The organism is Streptomyces sp. 150FB, from assembly GCF_000818195.1.
Lineage (GTDB): Bacteria > Actinomycetota > Actinomycetes > Streptomycetales > Streptomycetaceae > Streptomyces.
This window is the reverse complement of sequence record NZ_JTHL01000001.1, coordinates 1,075,997-1,093,076: the sequence shown is the minus strand read 5'-3', so window position 1 is coordinate 1,093,076 and position 17,080 is coordinate 1,075,997. Positions and strand designations below refer to the sequence as shown.

The window sequence follows — 17,080 nt, the reverse complement described above, 5'->3', positions numbered from 1 at the left end:
CGCGCCCCGCCGACGGCGCGCCGCCGAGCGTCGCGCGCACCAGCCAGCCCCAGGGCGCCCACAACAGCCCCAGCAGCCCGGCGAGTACCACGGTGAACACATGGAGGCTCGGGATCAGCCAGTGATGGACGGCGACCATGAAGCCGAGACCACCGAGCCAGCCGTCCAGCGCGGCCCTGCGGCCGGTGGGGGCTGAGCGTACGAGCAGCATCCACGGGACCAGCGCCCCGTACCCGAACCACCACAGGGACGGCGCGGGGAAGGCGAGAGCGGGCAGCGCGCCGGCCACCACGGCGGCAGCGCCGCGCCACCAGGGGGACGCCGTACGCGCGCCGATCCACCGGCGCCACTCGAACGGCCCGCCCCGGCCGACCTGGATCCGCATACCGCGCCTCCTCGCCCTGGCCGTCGCCCGGTCCCTTCCCACGGAGGGAGGGGCCGAAGCGGCCACGGCGGGGTGGAAACGATCAGGCGGCCGGGCCGGTGCCGCGCCGCCACTTCTCGTGCACGGCGACCTTGTCCAGCCGCCATCCGGCGTCCGAACGCAGCAGATCGAACGTGTACCTGCCACCGCTCATGAAGTCCTCACCGGACTCGAAGCGCGACGGATTCAGATAGTCGGCCCCCAGTTCGGCGCGGTCGCCCGGGTAGCCGCCGAGGTCCTGGATGCGCAGCCGGCGGTTGACGATCAGGTGCTGCCGGACGGGGAAGTGGCGCATTGATTCGGCGAGCCACTCGGCGACCTCGTCGGCCGTCCCCTCGATGCCGCCCGCCTCGCTGTAGTCGGCGCGGCCTTCCCGGGTGAACAGCGCCCGGAACCCGCCCCAGTCGTCGTCGTCCACGGCCACCGCGTAACCGGTCACCACCTCGTCGATGGCCAGACGGTCCATCACGGTCGAGAGATCCACACGCTGTGTCATTCGGCTCAGTGTCCGGCAGTGGGGCCCCCAGGCCAAGTACGGCCACCGCGCGCGCCTCGCGTCCGCCCCGGGTACACCGGTCACCCGTTCGGCCCCGCCCGGTGTACGGAGTCCCACGGGGCTCCGTAGCCTCCAGGGGGAACGCCCGGCAGGGCTCCGCAAGCCGTGGCGGCGGGACCTGGACCGGGCACCCGGAACCGGAAGGGGAGCGGGACACAGATGACGAAGCGCGCGGCGCTGTTCGACGTCGACGGGACACTCGTCGACACCAACCACCTCCATGTGACGGCGTGGTGGGAGGCGTTCCGCCAGGCCGGGCACACCGTGCCGATGTCCGCGATCCACCGGGCCATCGGCCTCACGGGCGGCGACCTCGTGGCGCACCTGCTCGGTGACGAGCGCGACCGCGGCAAGGACGCGGGGATCAGCGCGGCCCACGCCGCGCTGTACGGGACGTACGCCGACCGGCTGCCCGCGCTGGAGTCGGCGAGCGACCTGCTGCGGTCGCTGGCCGACCGGGGCTGGCGGATCGTCCTCGCGACCTCGGCCGGCGGATCGGAGCTGGCGGCGCTGCGCCGGGCGATCGACGCCGAGGACGCCATCGCCGGGGTCGCGAGCGCCGACGACGTGGCGGCGGGCAAGCCCGCACCCGACCCGGTGCACCACGCGCTGTCGGTGGCCGATGTGCCGCCGGAGAACGCGGTGTTCGTCGGAGACAGCGTGTGGGACATGGGGGCCGCTTCGCGGGCGGGGGTACGCGCGGTGGGCATGCTCTCGGGCGGCATCCCGCACGCGGCGCTGGAGGCGGCGGGGGCGGGAGCCGTGTACGAGGACCCGACCGGGCTGCTGGCCGGGCTCGACACGAGTGTCTTCGCCGAACTGGAAACACGCTGAGGGGCAAGTCGGCGGTTGACGGGACGGTTGACGGACATACGGGCGGAGCAAGCAGAAGGAGAACGGACATCCCGACCGCACCCGGAACGCCAGCACCGCGGACGTCCGCACCCGGCACGTCCGACCGCACCCGACCGTTCGGCCCTGGAGGCGACATGCCGGTGACCCCGCCGCTGCCCGATCTGACCACGGTGGCGGCCGACGCCGAGGGCCCGGAGGACGTGGTGGTCGACGCGGAGGGCCGGGTGCTCGCCGGACTCGCCGACGGCCGGATCGTACGGCTGACCCTCTCGGACGAGGGACGGCTCGACCACTACGAGGTGGTCGCGCGCACCGGAGGCAGGCCGCTCGGCCTCGAAGTCACCGCGGACGGTGGGCTGCTCGTCTGCGACGCGCTACGCGGGCTGTTACGGGTCGACCCAGCCGACGGATCCGTTCACGTACTCGCGGACCACATCGGGGGAGTCCCCCTGCGCTTCCCGAGCAATGTCGTCGAAGCGGCCGACGGCACGGTCTACTTCACCGTGTCGAGCCGCCGGTACGGGCTCGACGAGTGGGTCGGCGACATCCTGGAGCGCACCGGCACCGGACAGCTCGTGCGGCTGCGGCCCGGTGGTGAGCCCGAAGTCCTCCTGGACGGACTCCAGTTCGCCAACGGCCTGGCGCTCGCCCCCGACGAGTCCTTCGCCGTCGTCGTGGAGAGCGGGGCCTACCGCCTCACCCGGTACTGGCTCACGGGCCCCACGGCAGGCGATTCCGACACGCTCATCGACGACCTGCCGGGCTTTCCCGACAACCTCTCCAGGGGGGCCGGCGGCCTGTTCTGGGTCGCGATCGCCGCGCCCCGCGAGGCCTACCTCAGCCTGCTGCACCGCTCGACGTCCCCCGCGTTCAGGCGGGCGCTCTGGCGTGCCGTCAGAAAGCACCCGCCGGGACCGAGGCGCACGACCGGCGCCATGGCGGTCACCACCGACGGCCGCGTCGTCCACGACCTGCGGCGCCGCAGGTCCCCGTACCGCATGATCACCAGCGTCTGCGAACGCGACCGCCACCTGGTGATGGGCAGTCTGCTGGAGAACGGCCTCGCGGTCTGCCCGCTCCCGCCTCCGCCGCTCGCCGGGCCGGCCGCCGGGTAGCCGGTCGCCGGGTGGGCCGTAAGACAGGAGGCCCGTACGACAGGAGGCCCGTACGACAGGTGCGCCCGCACACGGTGGGGTGTCGTGTGCGGGCGCGTTCACGTCTTGACGACGCTGTTGAACCTGTGCGATCGGTGCCGGGTGACTACTGCGAGACCCGCACGTAGTCGATCAGCATCTTCTGCGGGAAGGTGGTCGAGGCGTCCGGGGGACCCGGGAAATCGCCGCCGATCGCGTTGTTGAGGATGATGAAGAACGGGTGGTCGTACACCCAGGGACCCTTCGTCTGCTCCAGCGTGGCCCGCTCCACCGTGAAGAAGGCCTTGCCGTCGACCGTGAAGGTCATATGCGTGGAGTCCCAGTCCACGGCGTACGTGTGGTACGCGCTCGCGAAGTCGGTTCCGGCGACGGTGTACGGGGCGCCGAAGCCGCCTCCGCCGTTGTAGGCGGGCGCGTGGAGCGTCGAGTAGACCGTGTCGGCCTGCTTGCCGACGTGCTCCATGATGTCGATCTCACCGCTGTTGGGCCACGGTGTGCCGGTCTTGAAGTTCGAACCGAGCAGCCAGAACGCCGGCCACAGACCCTTCGTGCCCGACACCTTGATCCGAGCCTCGACATGGCCGTAGGTGAAGTTGAAGTGGTCCGAGGTGTTGAGCCGGCCCGAGGTGTACTGGCAGGTGGTGGAGCCGGTCAGCGGGTCGGGCGGGCAGGCGGAGCCAGGCGTGGCCTCCTTGCGCAGCTCGATGTTGAGCGAGCCGTTGCCGTCCATCGTGGCGTTCTTGTTGTTGGTGTAGTACTCCAGCTCGTTGTTGACCCCGGGACCGGTCTCGACGGTCCACTTGTTCGGGTCGGGCGTCGAACCCGCGGCGCCGTTGAACTCGTCGCTCCACACCAGGCTCGGCGGGTTGTGCGGGTTCGGCGGCTGGGCGGGCGGGGCCGTGGGGCTGCCGCCGGTGCCGTACACGTCGAACGTCCACAGCGAGTAGCCGTACGCGCTGGAGCGCGCCGTGCCGTACATCCGGACGTAACGGCCCGAGCCGTTGACGTTCAGAGTCTCCTTGAAGCCCTTGCCGGTCGTGGTGGAGTAGATGCTCGTCCAGTTGTTGCCGTCGGCCGAGGTCTGGATCTGGTACGCGGTGGCGTACGCGGGGTCCCACTGGAGGACGACCTGCTTGATCTGGGCGGTCGCGCCCAGGTCGACGCGGATCCAGCCCGGGTCCACCCAGCCGTTGGTGTCACTGGTCGCCCAGCGGGTGGCGGGGTCGTGGTCGAGCGCCTTGGCCGGGGTGCAGCCGGAGCAGTTGGGGCTGTCCTGGAAGGTGGAGGCGGTGGCCGGCTTGTTGTACGAGAGCAGGACCGAGTCACCGGGGGGCGGGTCGTCGTCGCCGGGGTCGGTGCCGGTGCCGCCGGTGGTGAAGACCTGGAACTCCCAGAGCGAGTAGCCGTACTGCGTCGCGCGCTGGGTGCCGTACACGCGTACGTAGCGTCCCGAGCCGGTGAAGGTGATCAGCTCGGTGGCGCCGGGACCCGTGGTGGTGGAGTGCACGGTGGTCCAGGTGGTGCCGTTGGTCGAGGTCTGGATCTCGTACGCCTTCGCGTACGCCGACTCCCAGTTGAGCTGCGCGCCGCACAGGCTCTGCACCGAGCCGAGGTCGACCTGGAGCCACTGGGGGTCGCCGGGCGCACTGGACCAGCGGGTGCCGGTGTTGCCGTCGACGGCGGCCGAGGCCGGGGTGCCGGCGTTCTCCGTCGAGGACGAGGTGGCGGGCTGGTTCAGGGCCGCGTTGGTCTGGCTACAGCCGGCGCCGCTCGACCCGGAGCTGCCGAAGACCTGGAACTCCCAGAGGGAGTAACCGAATTGGGTGGCCCGCTGGGTGCCGTACACCCGGACGTACCGGCCGGAGCCCGTGACGTCGAGCGTCTGCTTCCCGCCGGGGCCCGCGGTGGTCGTGTAGATGCTCTTCCAGGTGGTGCCGTCGGCCGACGTCTGGATCTGGAAGGCCTTGGCGTACGCGGCTTCCCAGTTGAGGGCGACCTGGGTGATGGAAGAGGTGGCGCCGAGATCTATCTGGACCCACTGCGGGTCACCGGTCCCGCTGGACCACCGCGTCCCCGCGTCGCCGTCGACCGCGGCGGACGCCGGGGTGCCGGCGTTCTCCGTCGAGGACGCGGTCGCCGTCTTGCCCTGCGACAGCAGGGTCCCGGCGGCCTGGACGGGAGTGCTGCCCGTGAAGGCGATCGCCAGGCTCGCGATGACCGCGGCGACGAGCGCGAAGATGAGTGTTCGTCTCTGCCGAGGAGCAGAGAGGGGAGGACTGCCGGACATGGCGTCTCCTTGTAGTCGCCGATCCCAATCCCGAGAGAGCGCTCTCTGGGTGAGCAGATGATTACGGCGTTGTTGCCGACACGTCAAGAAGTTGAACGTGATCCGGTACGTGGGGCAATGATCAGTTCATTGTTTGACAGCGCGGCGGGCGCCCGCACCGTGGTGCGGACGCCCGTGCCGGCGGGGAGGCGCGCTTCCTACTTGTCCTCGTCGTCCTCGTCCTCGTCGCCGTCGCTCTCGTCGTTCTCGTTCTCGTTGTCGTCCTCGCCGTCCTCGTTGTCGTCCTCCCGGTCGTCGTCCTCGTCCCGTTCCTCCTCGTCCATGGCCTCCTCGTGCGTACGGACGACTTCTCCGTCCCGGATCTCCCCGCGCCAGCCCTCGGGATCTTCGTCGGTGAGCGTGACGTAGCGCTGGAAATGCTTGAAGTCCAGGCGAATCCGCCTGCCTTGGGCGCGCCACAGGTTGCCGGTCTTCTCGAAGAATCCGGCCGGCGTGTACTCGATGACAAGCACGATGCGGGTCAGCGTCGGCGTCAGCTCATGGAAGCTCACCGCACCTTTTGTGGTGCCCTTCGCTCCTTCCGAGGTCCACACGATGCGGTCGTCAGGTACCTGTTCCTGCACGGTCGCTTCGAAATTGCGGTTCGAAAAAGCGATCTTGGTGTGCCACTGCGTCGTCCCGTCCTCGTCCGACGACACGTCACGCACGCCCTTGGTGAAATCGCTGAAGTCCTCGTACTGGGTCCAGTGGTCGTAGGCGGTACGCAACGGCACCCCCACGTCCAAGACTTCGATCACGCTTGTCACTTTGGGGTCACCCGCCTTGATACCCGTCCCGCCGCCGTCCTGACCCGAGTCCGGATCGGCGTCGTCGGAACTCGAATCGGGAGCGGAGGGTTTCCCGCCGTTTTCGGCGACGTTCGTCAGCTTCTCGGTGACGTTGGTCAGCTTGTCGCCCGCCTTACCCGCGACTTGCTCCACCTTGCCGCTCACGTAGCGTGAAAGTTCCTTGCGCAGGCGGTCGAGCGCCATGCTGGCAATTTCGGAGACCATCTGGTCCGTCTTGGGCATGGTCCGGTCACCTCCGCCTCTCGCCGCGCTGCGGGGCGTTCCTGGGCGGTTTCCCGGGTTCGGGAGCCGTCTTCTTCGCGGCTGCCTTCTTGGCCGGTACCGCCTTCTTCGCCGTCTTCTTCGCGGGAGCCCTGGTCTCCGAGTTGCGACCGCGCCGGTGGTGCCTCGGGGGCTCCTCGTAGGCTTCTTCGTCGCGGTCGTCCTCGGGCTCCTCCTCGGGCTCCTCTTCTGGCTCTTCGCCCTCAGCCTCGTCCTGCGCCTCGTCCTCGTCGCCCTCGTCGCCCTGGTCCTTGCCGGCGAGGCCGGCCGCACGGCTGCTGACCTTGTCGGCCAGGGCGCCCACCCGGCGGCCCGCGACCGCGGTCACGGCGTTACGGGCGGCGTCGAGGCCCTCGTTACGTATCTGCTGCCCCAGATCGGCGACTTGTGGGACTTCGCCGATGCGGCGCATCCCCTCGGCGGCGAGTTGGCGGGGTCCGCCGAGTCGCCTGCCCACCAGGAAGGTCACCGCGGTCACGGCGAGCTTGCCCTTCTTCGTACGGCCCAGCACGTAGCCGCCGACGACTGCGGCGGCCAGAGCGGTCTTGTCTGCGTTCATGCGTACGCCACCTTCGCTCGTGCAGGTACGGAGTCCCGCTCGTCACGGGGACCCGCTGTCACTGCACGCGTGAATCGTCCGCTGATGCCTTGCCGCCGTCTCCGTCGTCGTCGGAACCGGGGATGTGCACGTCGAGGACGCTTACGTTGACCTCGGCGATCTCCAGGCCCGTCATGGTCTCCACGCTGTCGGAGACATTGGACCGGATGTCGTCGGCGGCCTGGGAGATCGGCGTGCCGTACTCGATGACGATTCCGAGATCGACCGCTGCCTGCTTCTCCCCGACCTCGACCTTCACGCCCCGCGTGGGATCGTCCGAGCTGGACACCTTGTCGCGCATGGCCCCGATGGTCCGGGACACGCCGCTGCCCATCGCGTACACGCCGGTCGCCTCGCGCGCGGCTATACCGGCGATGGTCGAGACGACGGAGTCGGCGATGGTCGTGGTGCCCTTCACCCCGTTGTTCTTGCCGGTGGACATACCCGTCCCGGTCCCCGTGGATTGGCTGGTTGTCATGACGGACCCGTTCCTCTTGGAAGGCTCTCGGCGCCTCGGTCGAGGCCGCCGGAAATGAGTTTTGTCCGACCGGAGGTTGGCCCTCCCGGCCGCTCCTCATATCCCACTCTGCGGGAGATGGGCGTATGTCGCCATTCGGGTGATCATTAGCCAAAATGTGGCACCATCAGAGGTAACCGACTGATTCAAGCGATTGAGGAAGTGGGGGCAGCATGGGCGACGCCCAGAACGCCGAAGAGCCGTACGACGACTTCGAGGACGACGACGACACGCGGTCCGACAGCCGCGAAGGCCCGCCGGCTGAAGGGGAGTTGGTTGAGGAACAGATGTCGGACGCCGAGGTCGCGGACGAGGCCCCGGACGTCTTCCTCGATGTTCCGATCCTGAACATCGAGGAGATCGATCTTGAGGTCGAGGATCTGCGGGCCAGGGTGTCCCTCCAGGCCGAAGTGCTCGATCTGCTGAAGCTGAATGTCGGGGCCGACGTCGAACTCGGACGTGTGCAGCTCGATATCAAAGGCGTGGAGGCGCAGGCGCAGCTCAAGGTCCGCCTCCATAACGTGGCAGCGATCGTCAACCGCGTCCTGACGACGATCGACCGGAACCCCCAGATTCTGGAGCAGGTGACACGCGGTGTGGGGGGCGCCGTCGACAAGGTGGGCAGCGGGGCGAGCGAGGCGGTCGGGGAACTCGGCCATGGTGCCGGGGAGGCGGTCGAAGACGTCGGAAGCGGCGCGGGAGAGGCCGTCGGGGAGGTCGGCCGCGGGGCGCGTGGAGCCGTCGAGGACGTGGGCCGGGGCGCCGGTGACGCTGTCGAGGATGTGGGCGAAGGAGCCGGCGGGGCCGTGGGTGACGTGGGCCGTGGCGCGGGCGAAGCCGTCGAGGACGTCGGCGACGAGGCGGCGGAGACTGTTGGCAAGGCCGGCAAGGAGGCTACCGAGACCGCGGGCAAGGTCGGCAAGGAGGCCACCGAGACCGCGGGCAAGGTCGGCAAGGAGGCCACCGAGACCGCGGGCAAGGTCGGCAAGGAGGCCACCGAGACCGCGGGCAAGGTCGGCGAAGAGGCCACCGAGACCGCTGGCGACGTCGGCGGGAAGGCGGCGGAGACCGCCGGCGACGTCCGCGAGGAGGCGGGTGAGGCCATAGAGGGCACCACGGAGGCCACGACCCGCTCCGGCGGCGGCAGGCAGAAGCCGCCGACCGCCTACACGGAGAGGCGCAGGCACACCCGCTCCGACGCCGACGAACGTACATCCCGGCGCCGGGCGGCACACAGGCGGGAACGCTCGTCCTGAGCCCTCCCGCCCGCGGTCCCTCCGGTGTTTCTGTCAGCTCACTTCGTTTCCGTCAGCTCACTTCAGCGACAGGGCCGACGCCAGCGCGCGCCACTCGGCGCGCGGAAGGCCGTTCTGCCCGTCCTCGGCCGTCAGCACCTGGAGCGCCACGTGGTCCGCGCCCGCGCCGCGGTACGCGTCGACCCGCGCGACGGCCGTCTCCGCATCGCCGAGCGCGAACAGCGCGTCGAGGAGGCGCTCGCTGCCCCCGCCCGCGAAGTCGTCCTCGGTGAAGCCGAGCCGCAGCAGGTTCCCGGTGTAGTTCGGCAGCGCGAGGTACCTGCCGAGGGTGGTACGGGCGGTGGTGCGGGCCCGGTCGAGGTCCGTGTCGAGGACGACCATCAGCTCGGGCGCCAGCAGCGCGTCCGGGCCGAGGCCCTCACGTGCCTGCGCCGTGTGCTCCACGGTGACCAGGTACGGGTGGGCGCCGAGCGAGCGCTCGGCGGCCAGCCGCAGCATCTTCGGGCCGAGCGCGGCCAGCAGGCGCCGCGAGGCGGGCACCGGGACGGGCGCGGCGTCCAGCGCGTCGAGATAGTCGACCATCGCCGAGTAGGGGCGGGCGTACTGCGGGGTCATCGCGTCGTGGCTGACGCCGAGACCCAGCACGAACCTGCCGGGAGCATCCTTCTCCAGCTCGGCGAGTTGTGCGGCCACCGCCGCTGCCTCGTGCTGCCAGATGCTCATGATGCCGGTCGCGACGGTGATCCGGCTGCTCGCGTCGATCACCGGGCGGACCTGCGCCACCGAGGGGCTGCCGCCGACCCAGATCGTGCCGTACCCCAGCTCGTCCAGCTCGGCCACGGCCTCGGCGACCGCTGCGGGACCGGCGTCCCCCGGCGCGTGCAGGGCGGAGCTCCAGATACCGATGCTGCCGAATCGTTCCTGATCATCAGAGGTCATGCAGAGCGAAACCGCCGCCCTGCCTCGGCTTATTCCGAGGTTTATTCCCGGGATGCCGCTGAACCCGCCCGGGATCGGAACGGGCGGGCTCAGCGGGCCGGATTCAGCGGGCCGGGTTCAGCGACCCGGCCGTCAGCAGGCGCCCTCGTCCTGCCACGCGCCCCAGGTGTTCGCGGCGCTCGGCTCCTCGTTCTGCGTCCACCACTTGGCCTTCCAGGTGTGGCCGGCGTGGGAGACCTCGTTGCCCGCCGTGTACACCGCGCTGCCGCTCCACGCGGCCGCCGTGCAGGTGCCGCCGCCGGGCGGGGTGGTGGGCGGCGAGGTGGGAGGTGAGGTGGGCGGTGCGGTCGGCGGGGTCGCGCCGGCGAACTTCACGGAGTACTTGGCGAAGTCCCAGGACGTCTGCGGAACGCTGCTGCACGTCCCCGACGTCGTCCCGTTGTCCGGCGGCGAGCACTGGCGGTCCCGGTTGAGCGACCAGAACGTGAAGCGGTCCATGCCATGGCCGGTCGCGTAGTCGAGAACGGTCTGGAAGTCCGTCTGGCTGAAGTACTCACCGGTGTCGCTGCGGCCGTTCATCCCCGAGAAGCCCTCATGGGCGTAGGCGGTGGCCGCGCTCCAGCCGAAGGTGGACTGGAGAATCGAGTTGAAGTTCGTCAGCGCGCCGGTCTGGGACGCCGCGCCGTTGAAGCCGCCGTCGAACGGCATGATGGAGAAGTTGTTGGGGGTGAAGCCCTGCGCCTTGGCCTCCAGGAGCATCTGCTTGCCGAACCACCCGGTGCCGTCGGCCGTCCCCGCCGTGGTGACCGAGACGTACAACCCCGGGTTGTTCTGCTGGAGGATCTTGGCCGCGCCGATCTCGTGCGAGACGGCCGCCGTGTTCTCGTACTCCGGCTCTTCGAGGTCGAAGTCGATCGCCTTGAGCTTGTACTTGGTGATGACCTGCTGGTAAGCGGCTGCCGTGGCCGCCGAGTCGGAGCAGGCCTGGCCGAGCTTCGTACCGCCGTAGCCGCCGATGGAGACCGATACGTCTCCGCCCTTGGCCCGTACGGCGTCGATGACGGCGCCGACCGCCGTGTCCGACGACACCGGCGCGGTACCGCCCCATGTCGGGCTGCACCCGCCGCCGTTGGGCGCCAGGACAAAGGCGAGCTGGAACGCCTTGAGCCCGGTGGCGTCCATGATGGCGGTGGCGCTCGGCGGGTCGTTGTCGAGGGGCATCAGATACGGCGCGGCCGCGTACCAGCGGTTGCTGAGGGCAGCCGCGTCCGAGGTCGCCCCGGCCGCTTGGCCGCCGGAGAACGCGGTGAGGCCGACGGTCGCCAGCGCGGCGGTGGCCGCTGCGCTGAGGAGAGCACGAAGACGTCTCATGTCCAGGTCTCCTGGGGGGAGTGGGGAGGGAGGCGCTCCCAGAATTGGACGGCGGCGCGTTCACGTCAATGACTTGGACTAGACCATTAGGGAATCTTTGGCATGCCGCCGACCCGTTCCGAGAGCGCCCCCGTGCTCAACTCCCCACGTACAGAGGCGTGTTGAGCCTTACACCCACTTCTTCCGCGCTCAACTCCCCAGCGCCGCAGACACCACGGCCTTCGCCTCCTCCTGAACCCGGCCGAGGTGGTCCGCCCCGAGGAACGACTCGGCGTAGATCTTGTAGACGTCCTCGGTGCCCGAAGGGCGCGCGGCGAACCACGCGTTCTCCGTGGTGACCTTGATGCCGCCGATGGCGGCGCCGTTGCCGGGCGCCTCGGTGAGCACCGCGGTGACCGGTTCCCCAGCGAGGCTGTCGGCACTGACCTGCTCCGGCGAGAGCTTGGCCAGGACCGCCTTCTCCTCCCGGGTGGCGGGCGCGTCGATCCGGGCGTACGCCGGCTCCCCGAAGCGCTCGGTGAGCGCGGCGTAGTGCTCGGAGGGCGAACGGCCGGTGACCGCGAGGATCTCGGAGGCGAGCAGCGCCAGGATGATGCCGTCCTTGTCGGTGGTCCACACCGAGCCGTCACGCCGCAGGAAGGACGCCCCGGCCGACTCCTCGCCGCCGAAGCCGAGCGATCCGTCGACCAGCCCGTCCACGAACCACTTGAAGCCGACGGGTACTTCGACCAGCCGGCGGCCGAGATCGGCGGCGACCCGGTCGATCATCCCGGACGACACCAGCGTCTTGCCGATCCCCGCCCCCGCCGGCCACTGCTCGCGGTGCGCGTACAAGTACCCGATGGCGGTGGCGAGATAGTGGTTGGGATTCATCAGACCGGCGTCGGGGGTGACGATGCCGTGCCGGTCGGCGTCCGCGTCGTTGCCGGTGGCGATCTGGTAGAGGTCGCGCTTGTCGATCAGGGACGCCATCGCGTACGGCGACGAGCAGTCCATCCGGATCTTGCCGTCCCAGTCCAGCGTCATGAACCGCCAGGTCGGGTCGGCCAGCGGATTGACCACGGTCAGGTCGAGACGGTGCTGCTCGGCGATACGGCCCCAGTACGCGACGGAGGCACCGCCCAGCGGATCCGCGCCGATCCGGATGCCGGCCGCGCGCACCGCGTCCAGATCGAGTACGGACGGCAGGTCCGCCACGTAGGCGCCGAGGAAGTCGTAGCGCCCGGTGGTGGAGGCGGACAGCGCGCGGGCGTATGTCGCCCGGCGTACGTCCTTGAGACCGCCGGCGATGATCTCGTTCGCCCGGTCCTGGATCCACCCCGTCGCCTCGGACCCCGCAGGGCCGCCGCTCGGCGGGTTGTACTTGAACCCGCCGTCGCCCGGCGGATTGTGGGACGGAGTGACCACCACCCCGTCGGCGAGGCCCGACCTGCGGCCACGGTTGTGGGTGATGATCGCGTGCGACACCGCGGGCGTCGGCGTGTAGCCGTCGGCGCTGTCGATGAGCACGGTCACGCCGTTCGCCGCGAACACCTCAAGCGCGCTGACCCGCGCCGGCTCCGACAGCGCGTGCGTGTCGGCTCCGAGGAAGAGCGGCCCGTCGGTTGCCTGTCCCGCCCGGTACTCGCAGATCGCCTGGCTGGTCGCGAGGATGTGGTCCTCGTTGAACGCGGTGGCCAGGGACGACCCCCGGTGCCCCGACGTCCCGAACGCGACACGCTGGCCCGGGTCGTCCAGGTCCGGGTGGAGCGCGTAGTACGCGGTCACCAGCCGGGCGACATCGGTGAGATCCTCCGGCCGGGCCGGCTGTCCCGCTCGTTCGTGCGGCATCTGCCCACTCCTCCACATCGGTCAGGGCGATCTGCTGTCGCCAGTCGCCCTCAGCTCGTCCGCTTATCTTCCCGGGTGGTGGACGAGGCCCGTGGGTGCCCCGCCGCCGCCACCCCCCATGCAGGCATGCCCCGGGACCGCCGGGGCATCCGCGGCCCGCGGCGGATCTCACGAGACGTCAGTCACCCGCGGTCTCCGCACGCGCCGAAACCGGGACCAGGACCAGGACCAGGACCAGGACCGAAAACGAGTCCTGGCCCGGGTGGTGCGCCGCCGCGCGCGGTAGGCATCCCCGTATGCAGACCTTCCTTCCGTTCCCCGGGTTCGCCGAATCAGCCGGAGCACTCGACGCACGCAGGCTCGGCAAACAGCGCGTCGAGGCGCTCCAGGTGCTGCGCGGCCTGATCGTGCCGGGGTACGGCTGGCGCCACCACCCGGCCGTGCGCATGTGGACGGGGTACGAGGAGGCGCTGGTCCGGTACGGCCTGGAGGTCTGCCGGGTGTGGACGGCGGCAGGCCGGAGCGACACGTGCGCCGCCTCCCTGCTCGCCGGCTTCACCGACGCCACGCGCCGCTCCGGCGCCGCCGTCCGTATCCAGGACGAACTCGCGGCGGCCGGCGATCTGCCGCCCTGGCTGGGCGACGCCGGCTTCCACCGCAGCCACCGCTCCGCGCTGTTCCGCAAGGACCCGGACTTCTACGGCGCGCTGTTCCCCGGCGTGCCGGACGACCTGCCGTACGTATGGCCCGCCTCCGACCGCGAGCGGGCGGAGGGCGCCTGATCCGGGACCAGCACGAAGCGGATGGTGTCGTGGTACGTCAGCGGTCCCGTCTCGTACAGCAGGCCGACCGCGCCCGATGCCGTCTCCACCAGGTCCGAATACGCGGCCGGATCCTCCGAGACCGTCCACCACGGCCGCCACGACGCGCCGTCGTCCTCGCTGATCCGTACCTGCATCCCGCGCCGGTCCTTCGGATCGGAAGGGCCGGAGTACAGCAGGGGAGCCTCGCCCCGCCTGCCCGGCACCTGGAACACACTGCCCTCCACGGCCGGCCCCGCGATCCCCGGCTGGGGCCGGAACGGCACCGACAGGCTGCCGCCGCCGTCCGCGCTGTACGCGTCGGCGCGCGCCCCCTGCGTCGCGGAGTCGTGGTCACGGGAGCTGATGTAGACACGGCCGTCGGGCAGTTCGGCGAGGGTGCTCTCGTTGAGCGTCGGCATACCGCCGGACGCGCTGGTGTCGTACCCGACCCGCCAACTGCGCCCGCCGTCGTCGCTCAGCAGGGAGTGCGCGCCGTCGTGCCCCGTGCGTGCCGAGCTGTGGTTCCCGGGCGCCAGCAGCCGGCCCCGGTGCGGCCCCGACCGCAGCGCCACCGCGTGACCGGGGCCCGTCGCGTACCAGCGCCAGTCCGCCGGTTTGACCGAAGCGGTGATGTCCTCCTGCGCCGAGAAGTGCCCGCCGCCGTCCGCGCTGCGCTGTACGTAGACCCGGCGCGTCGAGGAGGCGACCGCACCCGTACGGATCTGTCCCTCGGTCGCCCCGGCGATCGTCCGGCAGGACAGCAGCACCACGTCCCCGCTGTACGGGTCGATCACGGGCACGGGGTTGCCCGCCGTGTCGGCGCCCGCGTCGGCGACCACCTGGAGCGGCTCCCACGTACAGCCGCCGTCGAACGAGCGCCGCAGCACCAGATCGATGTCACCGTCGTCGGCCGCCGAGTTCCGCCGCCCCTCGGCGAAGGCCAGCAGCGCACCGCCCGGCACCTGGAGCGCGGCCGGGATACGGAACGTGTGGTAGCCGGAGGTCCCCGACCGGTACGGCTCGGACGCCGCGCACGGCGCGTCCCGGGGGCCCGGTGCGGCGGCGCGCGCGACCGGGAGCCCGCTGAGCGGCGCCACCGTCAGCAGCAGCGCGAGGCCGGCGCCCGCGATCGGACGGAGCCCCGGCGGTCGGCCGGTCGTGGCAGGACGGTGTGTCATCGCTTCCCTCGGCCCGCGCGGTGTGCGCATGCGGATAACCGGCATACGGATACCCGGCATACGAATACCCGAAGGGAAGATAACGGCACAAACAACCCGTGTCGCCGACCGCCACGCGCGCGGTGCCGTGTCGCCCGTACCGCCCCGCCCGTACCGCGATGCCCGAACCGCGATGCCCGTACGTCTCAGGCCAGGGCCCGCAGCGACGAGGTGCCCGTCCGCCACGCCCCGAGCAGCCGGCGGGCGAGCCGTCCCTCCAGATATCCGGTCGCGTCGATACCGAAGGCGATGTCGGAGGCGAGGTGCGGCTCCTCCTCCAGCAGCCCGTCGACGACCTCCCTGCGGACCACCCGCGCGTGCGCAGCGTCCGCCTCGACGTGCTCGCGGTAGAAGAACACCGCCGCCGGCCCGGCGCCCGTACGCCCCATCGCCTCGGCGAGGCGCCGGGACCCGGGGGAGGAGGCGATCTCGACCGCGGCGAAGTGGCCGACCAGCGCGCCGCGCAGCGCCCGGTGCAGGCCGAAGAGCGACATGAGGTTGACGGTGGCCAGCATCTCGGCGGAGCCCTCGTCGAGATAGTGCCCGTACGACGTGTTCAGGCCGAGGTCCGCCATGAGATCGGCGAACAGCCGCGCGTGCACCCGCTCCGCGCTGCCGCCGCCGTACTCGTCGAACTCCACCGCCGCCATGCCCGCCTTGGCCCTGCCCCACAGGCGCGGCAGCACCCAGGCGTGCGGGTCGGCCTCCTTGAGGTGGTAGAGCGAGCGCTGCACCGCGTACTCCCGCAGGTGCCACAACGCGCCGTCGTCCCGCAGGAAATGGGATACGCCGGACCCCTCGACGGGCTCGACGAGCAGCTCGGCCAGGGCGTCCGGCACCCGCTCGTGGCGGGTGGCGTCGGCGCGCAGCGCGTCCAGGAAGCGCCGCTCCAGCAGGGCCCGTACGCGCAGCAGGTCCGGATCCCACTCCTGCGCGGCCGGGACCCCTTCGAAGCCCCGGTAGTGCAGCTCGTAGCAGATGTACAGCGCGAGTTGGAGATCGTCCCCGTACGGATCCGCCCCGGCGGCCAGGGCGGCGAGGGCGGCCGGCGGCAGTGCTCCCTCGCCCCGCAGGTAGGCGATGACGCCCGCCGAGAGCTGGCCCCTGCTGACGGGGAGTTCCGGTTCCCTCTGTACGACTGCGATGGTGCTCACGAGTGGGATACGCCCCTTCTTGTGCGAGATGTGTCTGATGCGTGCCCAAGGCGTGCGCGCGTAATCATGCGGCCGGACCCGCTGCCAGGCATCCACGCCGGGAGCGGGGGTACAGGGCGGGGACACGGCGGGGCGGAGTGGGGCCTTGAGGCTCCCGGCCCCGCGACCACGGAAACGGACATACGGAGGTACCGCGTGCGCAGTGTGGGGGTGGAGGAGGAACTCCTCCTGGTGGACGCCGGAACGGGTGAGCCACGGGCGCTGTCGGCGGCGGTGCTGGGTGCCGCCGACCAGGCGGCGGTGGGGGAGGTCGAGGACCATGTCTTCGAGAAGGAGCTGCACGGGCAGCAGTTGGAGTTCGCCACGCATCCGCAGACCCGGATGGCGGAACTCGCGGCCGAGATCGTGCGCTGCCGTGAGGAGGCCATGGACCACGCGGACCGTTTCGGCGCCAGGGTGGTCGCCCTGGCGACCTCCCCGCTGCCGGTCAGCCCGTCGCTCAACGCGGGCGAGCGCTACCGCTGGCTGGAAGAGCAGTTCGGCCTGACCACCCAGGAACAGCTCACCTGCGGCTGCCATGTCCATGTGTCCGTCGAGTCGGACGACGAGGGCGTCGCCGTCCTCGACCGCATCCGCCCCTGGCTGTCGGTGCTGCTCGCGCTGAGCACCAACTCACCCTTCTGGCAGGGCAAGGACAGCGGGTACAGCAGCTACCGCAGCCGGGTCTGGGGACGCTGGCCTTCGGCGGGACCTGTCGGGATCTTCGGCACCGCGGGCCACTACCACGAGCAAGTCGACGCCATGGTCGGCACCGGCGTGTTGCGCGACAAGGGGATGATCTACTTCGACGCCCGGCTCTCGGACACGTACCCCACCGTCGAGATACGGGTGGCCGACGTCTGCCTCGACGCGTCCACCACGGTGCTTCTGGCGGCCCTGGTGCGCGGGCTGGTCGAGACGGCGGCGCGCGAGTGGCGCGCCGGCCGGCCTGCGGCGCCGGTGGGCGTGGG

15 protein-coding genes and 1 pseudogene are annotated in these 17,080 nt (G+C 70.8%); 5 read left to right on the top strand and 11 right to left on the bottom strand.

Translation table 11 applies throughout. The features are described 5' to 3' along the window. Both QR77_RS04200 and QR77_RS04195 read right to left on the bottom strand, forming a co-directional pair. Positions 1–385, bottom strand: a pseudogene (locus QR77_RS04200) (apolipoprotein N-acyltransferase); the annotation flags it as partial. Positions 386–467: 82 nt separating this feature from the next. After that, positions 468–920: a nuclear transport factor 2 family protein gene (locus QR77_RS04195; RefSeq protein WP_173476270.1), complete on the bottom strand. Its 453-nt coding sequence runs from the start codon at positions 918–920 to the stop codon at positions 468–470. A 219-nt stretch (positions 921–1,139) separates the two neighbouring features. Between QR77_RS04195 and QR77_RS04190 the strand changes: the two genes are divergently transcribed. Both QR77_RS04190 and QR77_RS04185 read left to right on the top strand, forming a co-directional pair. Next, positions 1,140–1,814 (top strand): HAD family hydrolase, encoded by a 675-nt coding sequence (locus QR77_RS04190; protein WP_040019731.1) that lies wholly within the window; start codon positions 1,140–1,142, stop codon positions 1,812–1,814. A gap of 155 nt (positions 1,815–1,969) precedes the next feature. After that, positions 1,970–2,950 carry an SMP-30/gluconolactonase/LRE family protein gene (locus tag QR77_RS04185; RefSeq protein ID WP_052488522.1) on the top strand — a complete coding sequence of 327 codons (981 nt, stop codon included), beginning with the start codon at positions 1,970–1,972 and terminating at the stop codon, positions 2,948–2,950. A gap of 145 nt (positions 2,951–3,095) precedes the next feature. Here the strand turns inward: QR77_RS04185 and QR77_RS04180 are convergent, their stop codons facing one another. The 4 genes from QR77_RS04180 to QR77_RS04165 all read right to left on the bottom strand — a co-directional run bounded on the left by QR77_RS04180 (position 3,096) and on the right by QR77_RS04165 (position 7,461). Further along, positions 3,096–5,276: a discoidin domain-containing protein gene (locus tag QR77_RS04180; RefSeq protein ID WP_078876473.1), complete on the bottom strand. Its 2,181-nt coding sequence runs from the start codon at positions 5,274–5,276 to the stop codon at positions 3,096–3,098. Between the two features lie 197 nt (positions 5,277–5,473). After that, the gene (locus QR77_RS04175; protein ID WP_040019730.1) at positions 5,474–6,346 is read right to left on the bottom strand and encodes an SRPBCC family protein; all 873 of its coding nucleotides are present in this window, start codon (positions 6,344–6,346) and stop codon (positions 5,474–5,476) included. Between the two features lie 7 nt (positions 6,347–6,353). After that, entirely contained in the window at positions 6,354–6,944 is a 591-nt protein-coding gene (locus tag QR77_RS46495) for a hypothetical protein (protein ID WP_052488521.1), read from the bottom strand. 58 nt (positions 6,945–7,002) lie between these two features. Further along, positions 7,003–7,461, bottom strand: coding sequence for an Asp23/Gls24 family envelope stress response protein (locus tag QR77_RS04165; RefSeq protein ID WP_040019728.1), 459 nt, complete (start codon positions 7,459–7,461; stop codon positions 7,003–7,005). A 326-nt stretch (positions 7,462–7,787) separates the two neighbouring features. On the opposite strand from QR77_RS04165, the gene QR77_RS48235 reads away from it, so the two are divergent. Further along, positions 7,788–8,756 carry a hypothetical protein gene (locus QR77_RS48235; RefSeq protein ID WP_236711053.1) on the top strand — a complete coding sequence of 323 codons (969 nt, stop codon included), beginning with the start codon at positions 7,788–7,790 and terminating at the stop codon, positions 8,754–8,756. 57 nt (positions 8,757–8,813) lie between these two features. On the opposite strand, the gene QR77_RS04155 is transcribed toward QR77_RS48235, so the two are convergent. The 3 genes from QR77_RS04155 to pgm all read right to left on the bottom strand — a co-directional run bounded on the left by QR77_RS04155 (position 8,814) and on the right by pgm (position 12,896). Continuing rightward, positions 8,814–9,695 (bottom strand): LLM class F420-dependent oxidoreductase, encoded by an 882-nt coding sequence (locus QR77_RS04155; RefSeq protein ID WP_040019727.1) that lies wholly within the window; start codon positions 9,693–9,695, stop codon positions 8,814–8,816. Between the two features lie 132 nt (positions 9,696–9,827). Further along, positions 9,828–11,066, bottom strand: coding sequence for a carbohydrate-binding protein (locus QR77_RS04150; RefSeq protein WP_040019726.1), 1,239 nt, complete (start codon positions 11,064–11,066; stop codon positions 9,828–9,830). A 189-nt stretch (positions 11,067–11,255) separates the two neighbouring features. After that, the gene (pgm, locus tag QR77_RS04145) at positions 11,256–12,896 is read right to left on the bottom strand and encodes a phosphoglucomutase (alpha-D-glucose-1,6-bisphosphate-dependent) (protein ID WP_040019725.1); all 1,641 of its coding nucleotides are present in this window, start codon (positions 12,894–12,896) and stop codon (positions 11,256–11,258) included. 296 nt (positions 12,897–13,192) lie between these two features. On the opposite strand from pgm, the gene QR77_RS04140 reads away from it, so the two are divergent. Beyond that, positions 13,193–13,678 (top strand): MSMEG_6728 family protein, encoded by a 486-nt coding sequence (locus QR77_RS04140; protein WP_040019724.1) that lies wholly within the window; start codon positions 13,193–13,195, stop codon positions 13,676–13,678. Here the strand turns inward: QR77_RS04140 and QR77_RS04135 are convergent. Together QR77_RS04135 and QR77_RS04130 are read right to left on the bottom strand one after the other, a co-directional pair. After that, entirely contained in the window at positions 13,594–14,877 is a 1,284-nt protein-coding gene (locus QR77_RS04135; protein ID WP_063797995.1) for a sialidase family protein, read from the bottom strand. The two genes, QR77_RS04140 and QR77_RS04135, sit on opposite strands and share 85 nt — an antisense overlap. Before the next feature lie 185 nt (positions 14,878–15,062). After that, positions 15,063–16,061, bottom strand: a complete 999-nt coding sequence (locus QR77_RS04130; protein ID WP_040027282.1) for an iron-containing redox enzyme family protein — start codon at positions 16,059–16,061, stop codon at positions 15,063–15,065. A gap of 204 nt (positions 16,062–16,265) precedes the next feature. Between QR77_RS04130 and QR77_RS04125 the strand changes: the two genes are divergently transcribed. Further along, the coding region (locus QR77_RS04125; protein ID WP_063797994.1) for a glutamate--cysteine ligase at positions 16,266–17,080 on the top strand (815 nt) is incomplete at its 3' end.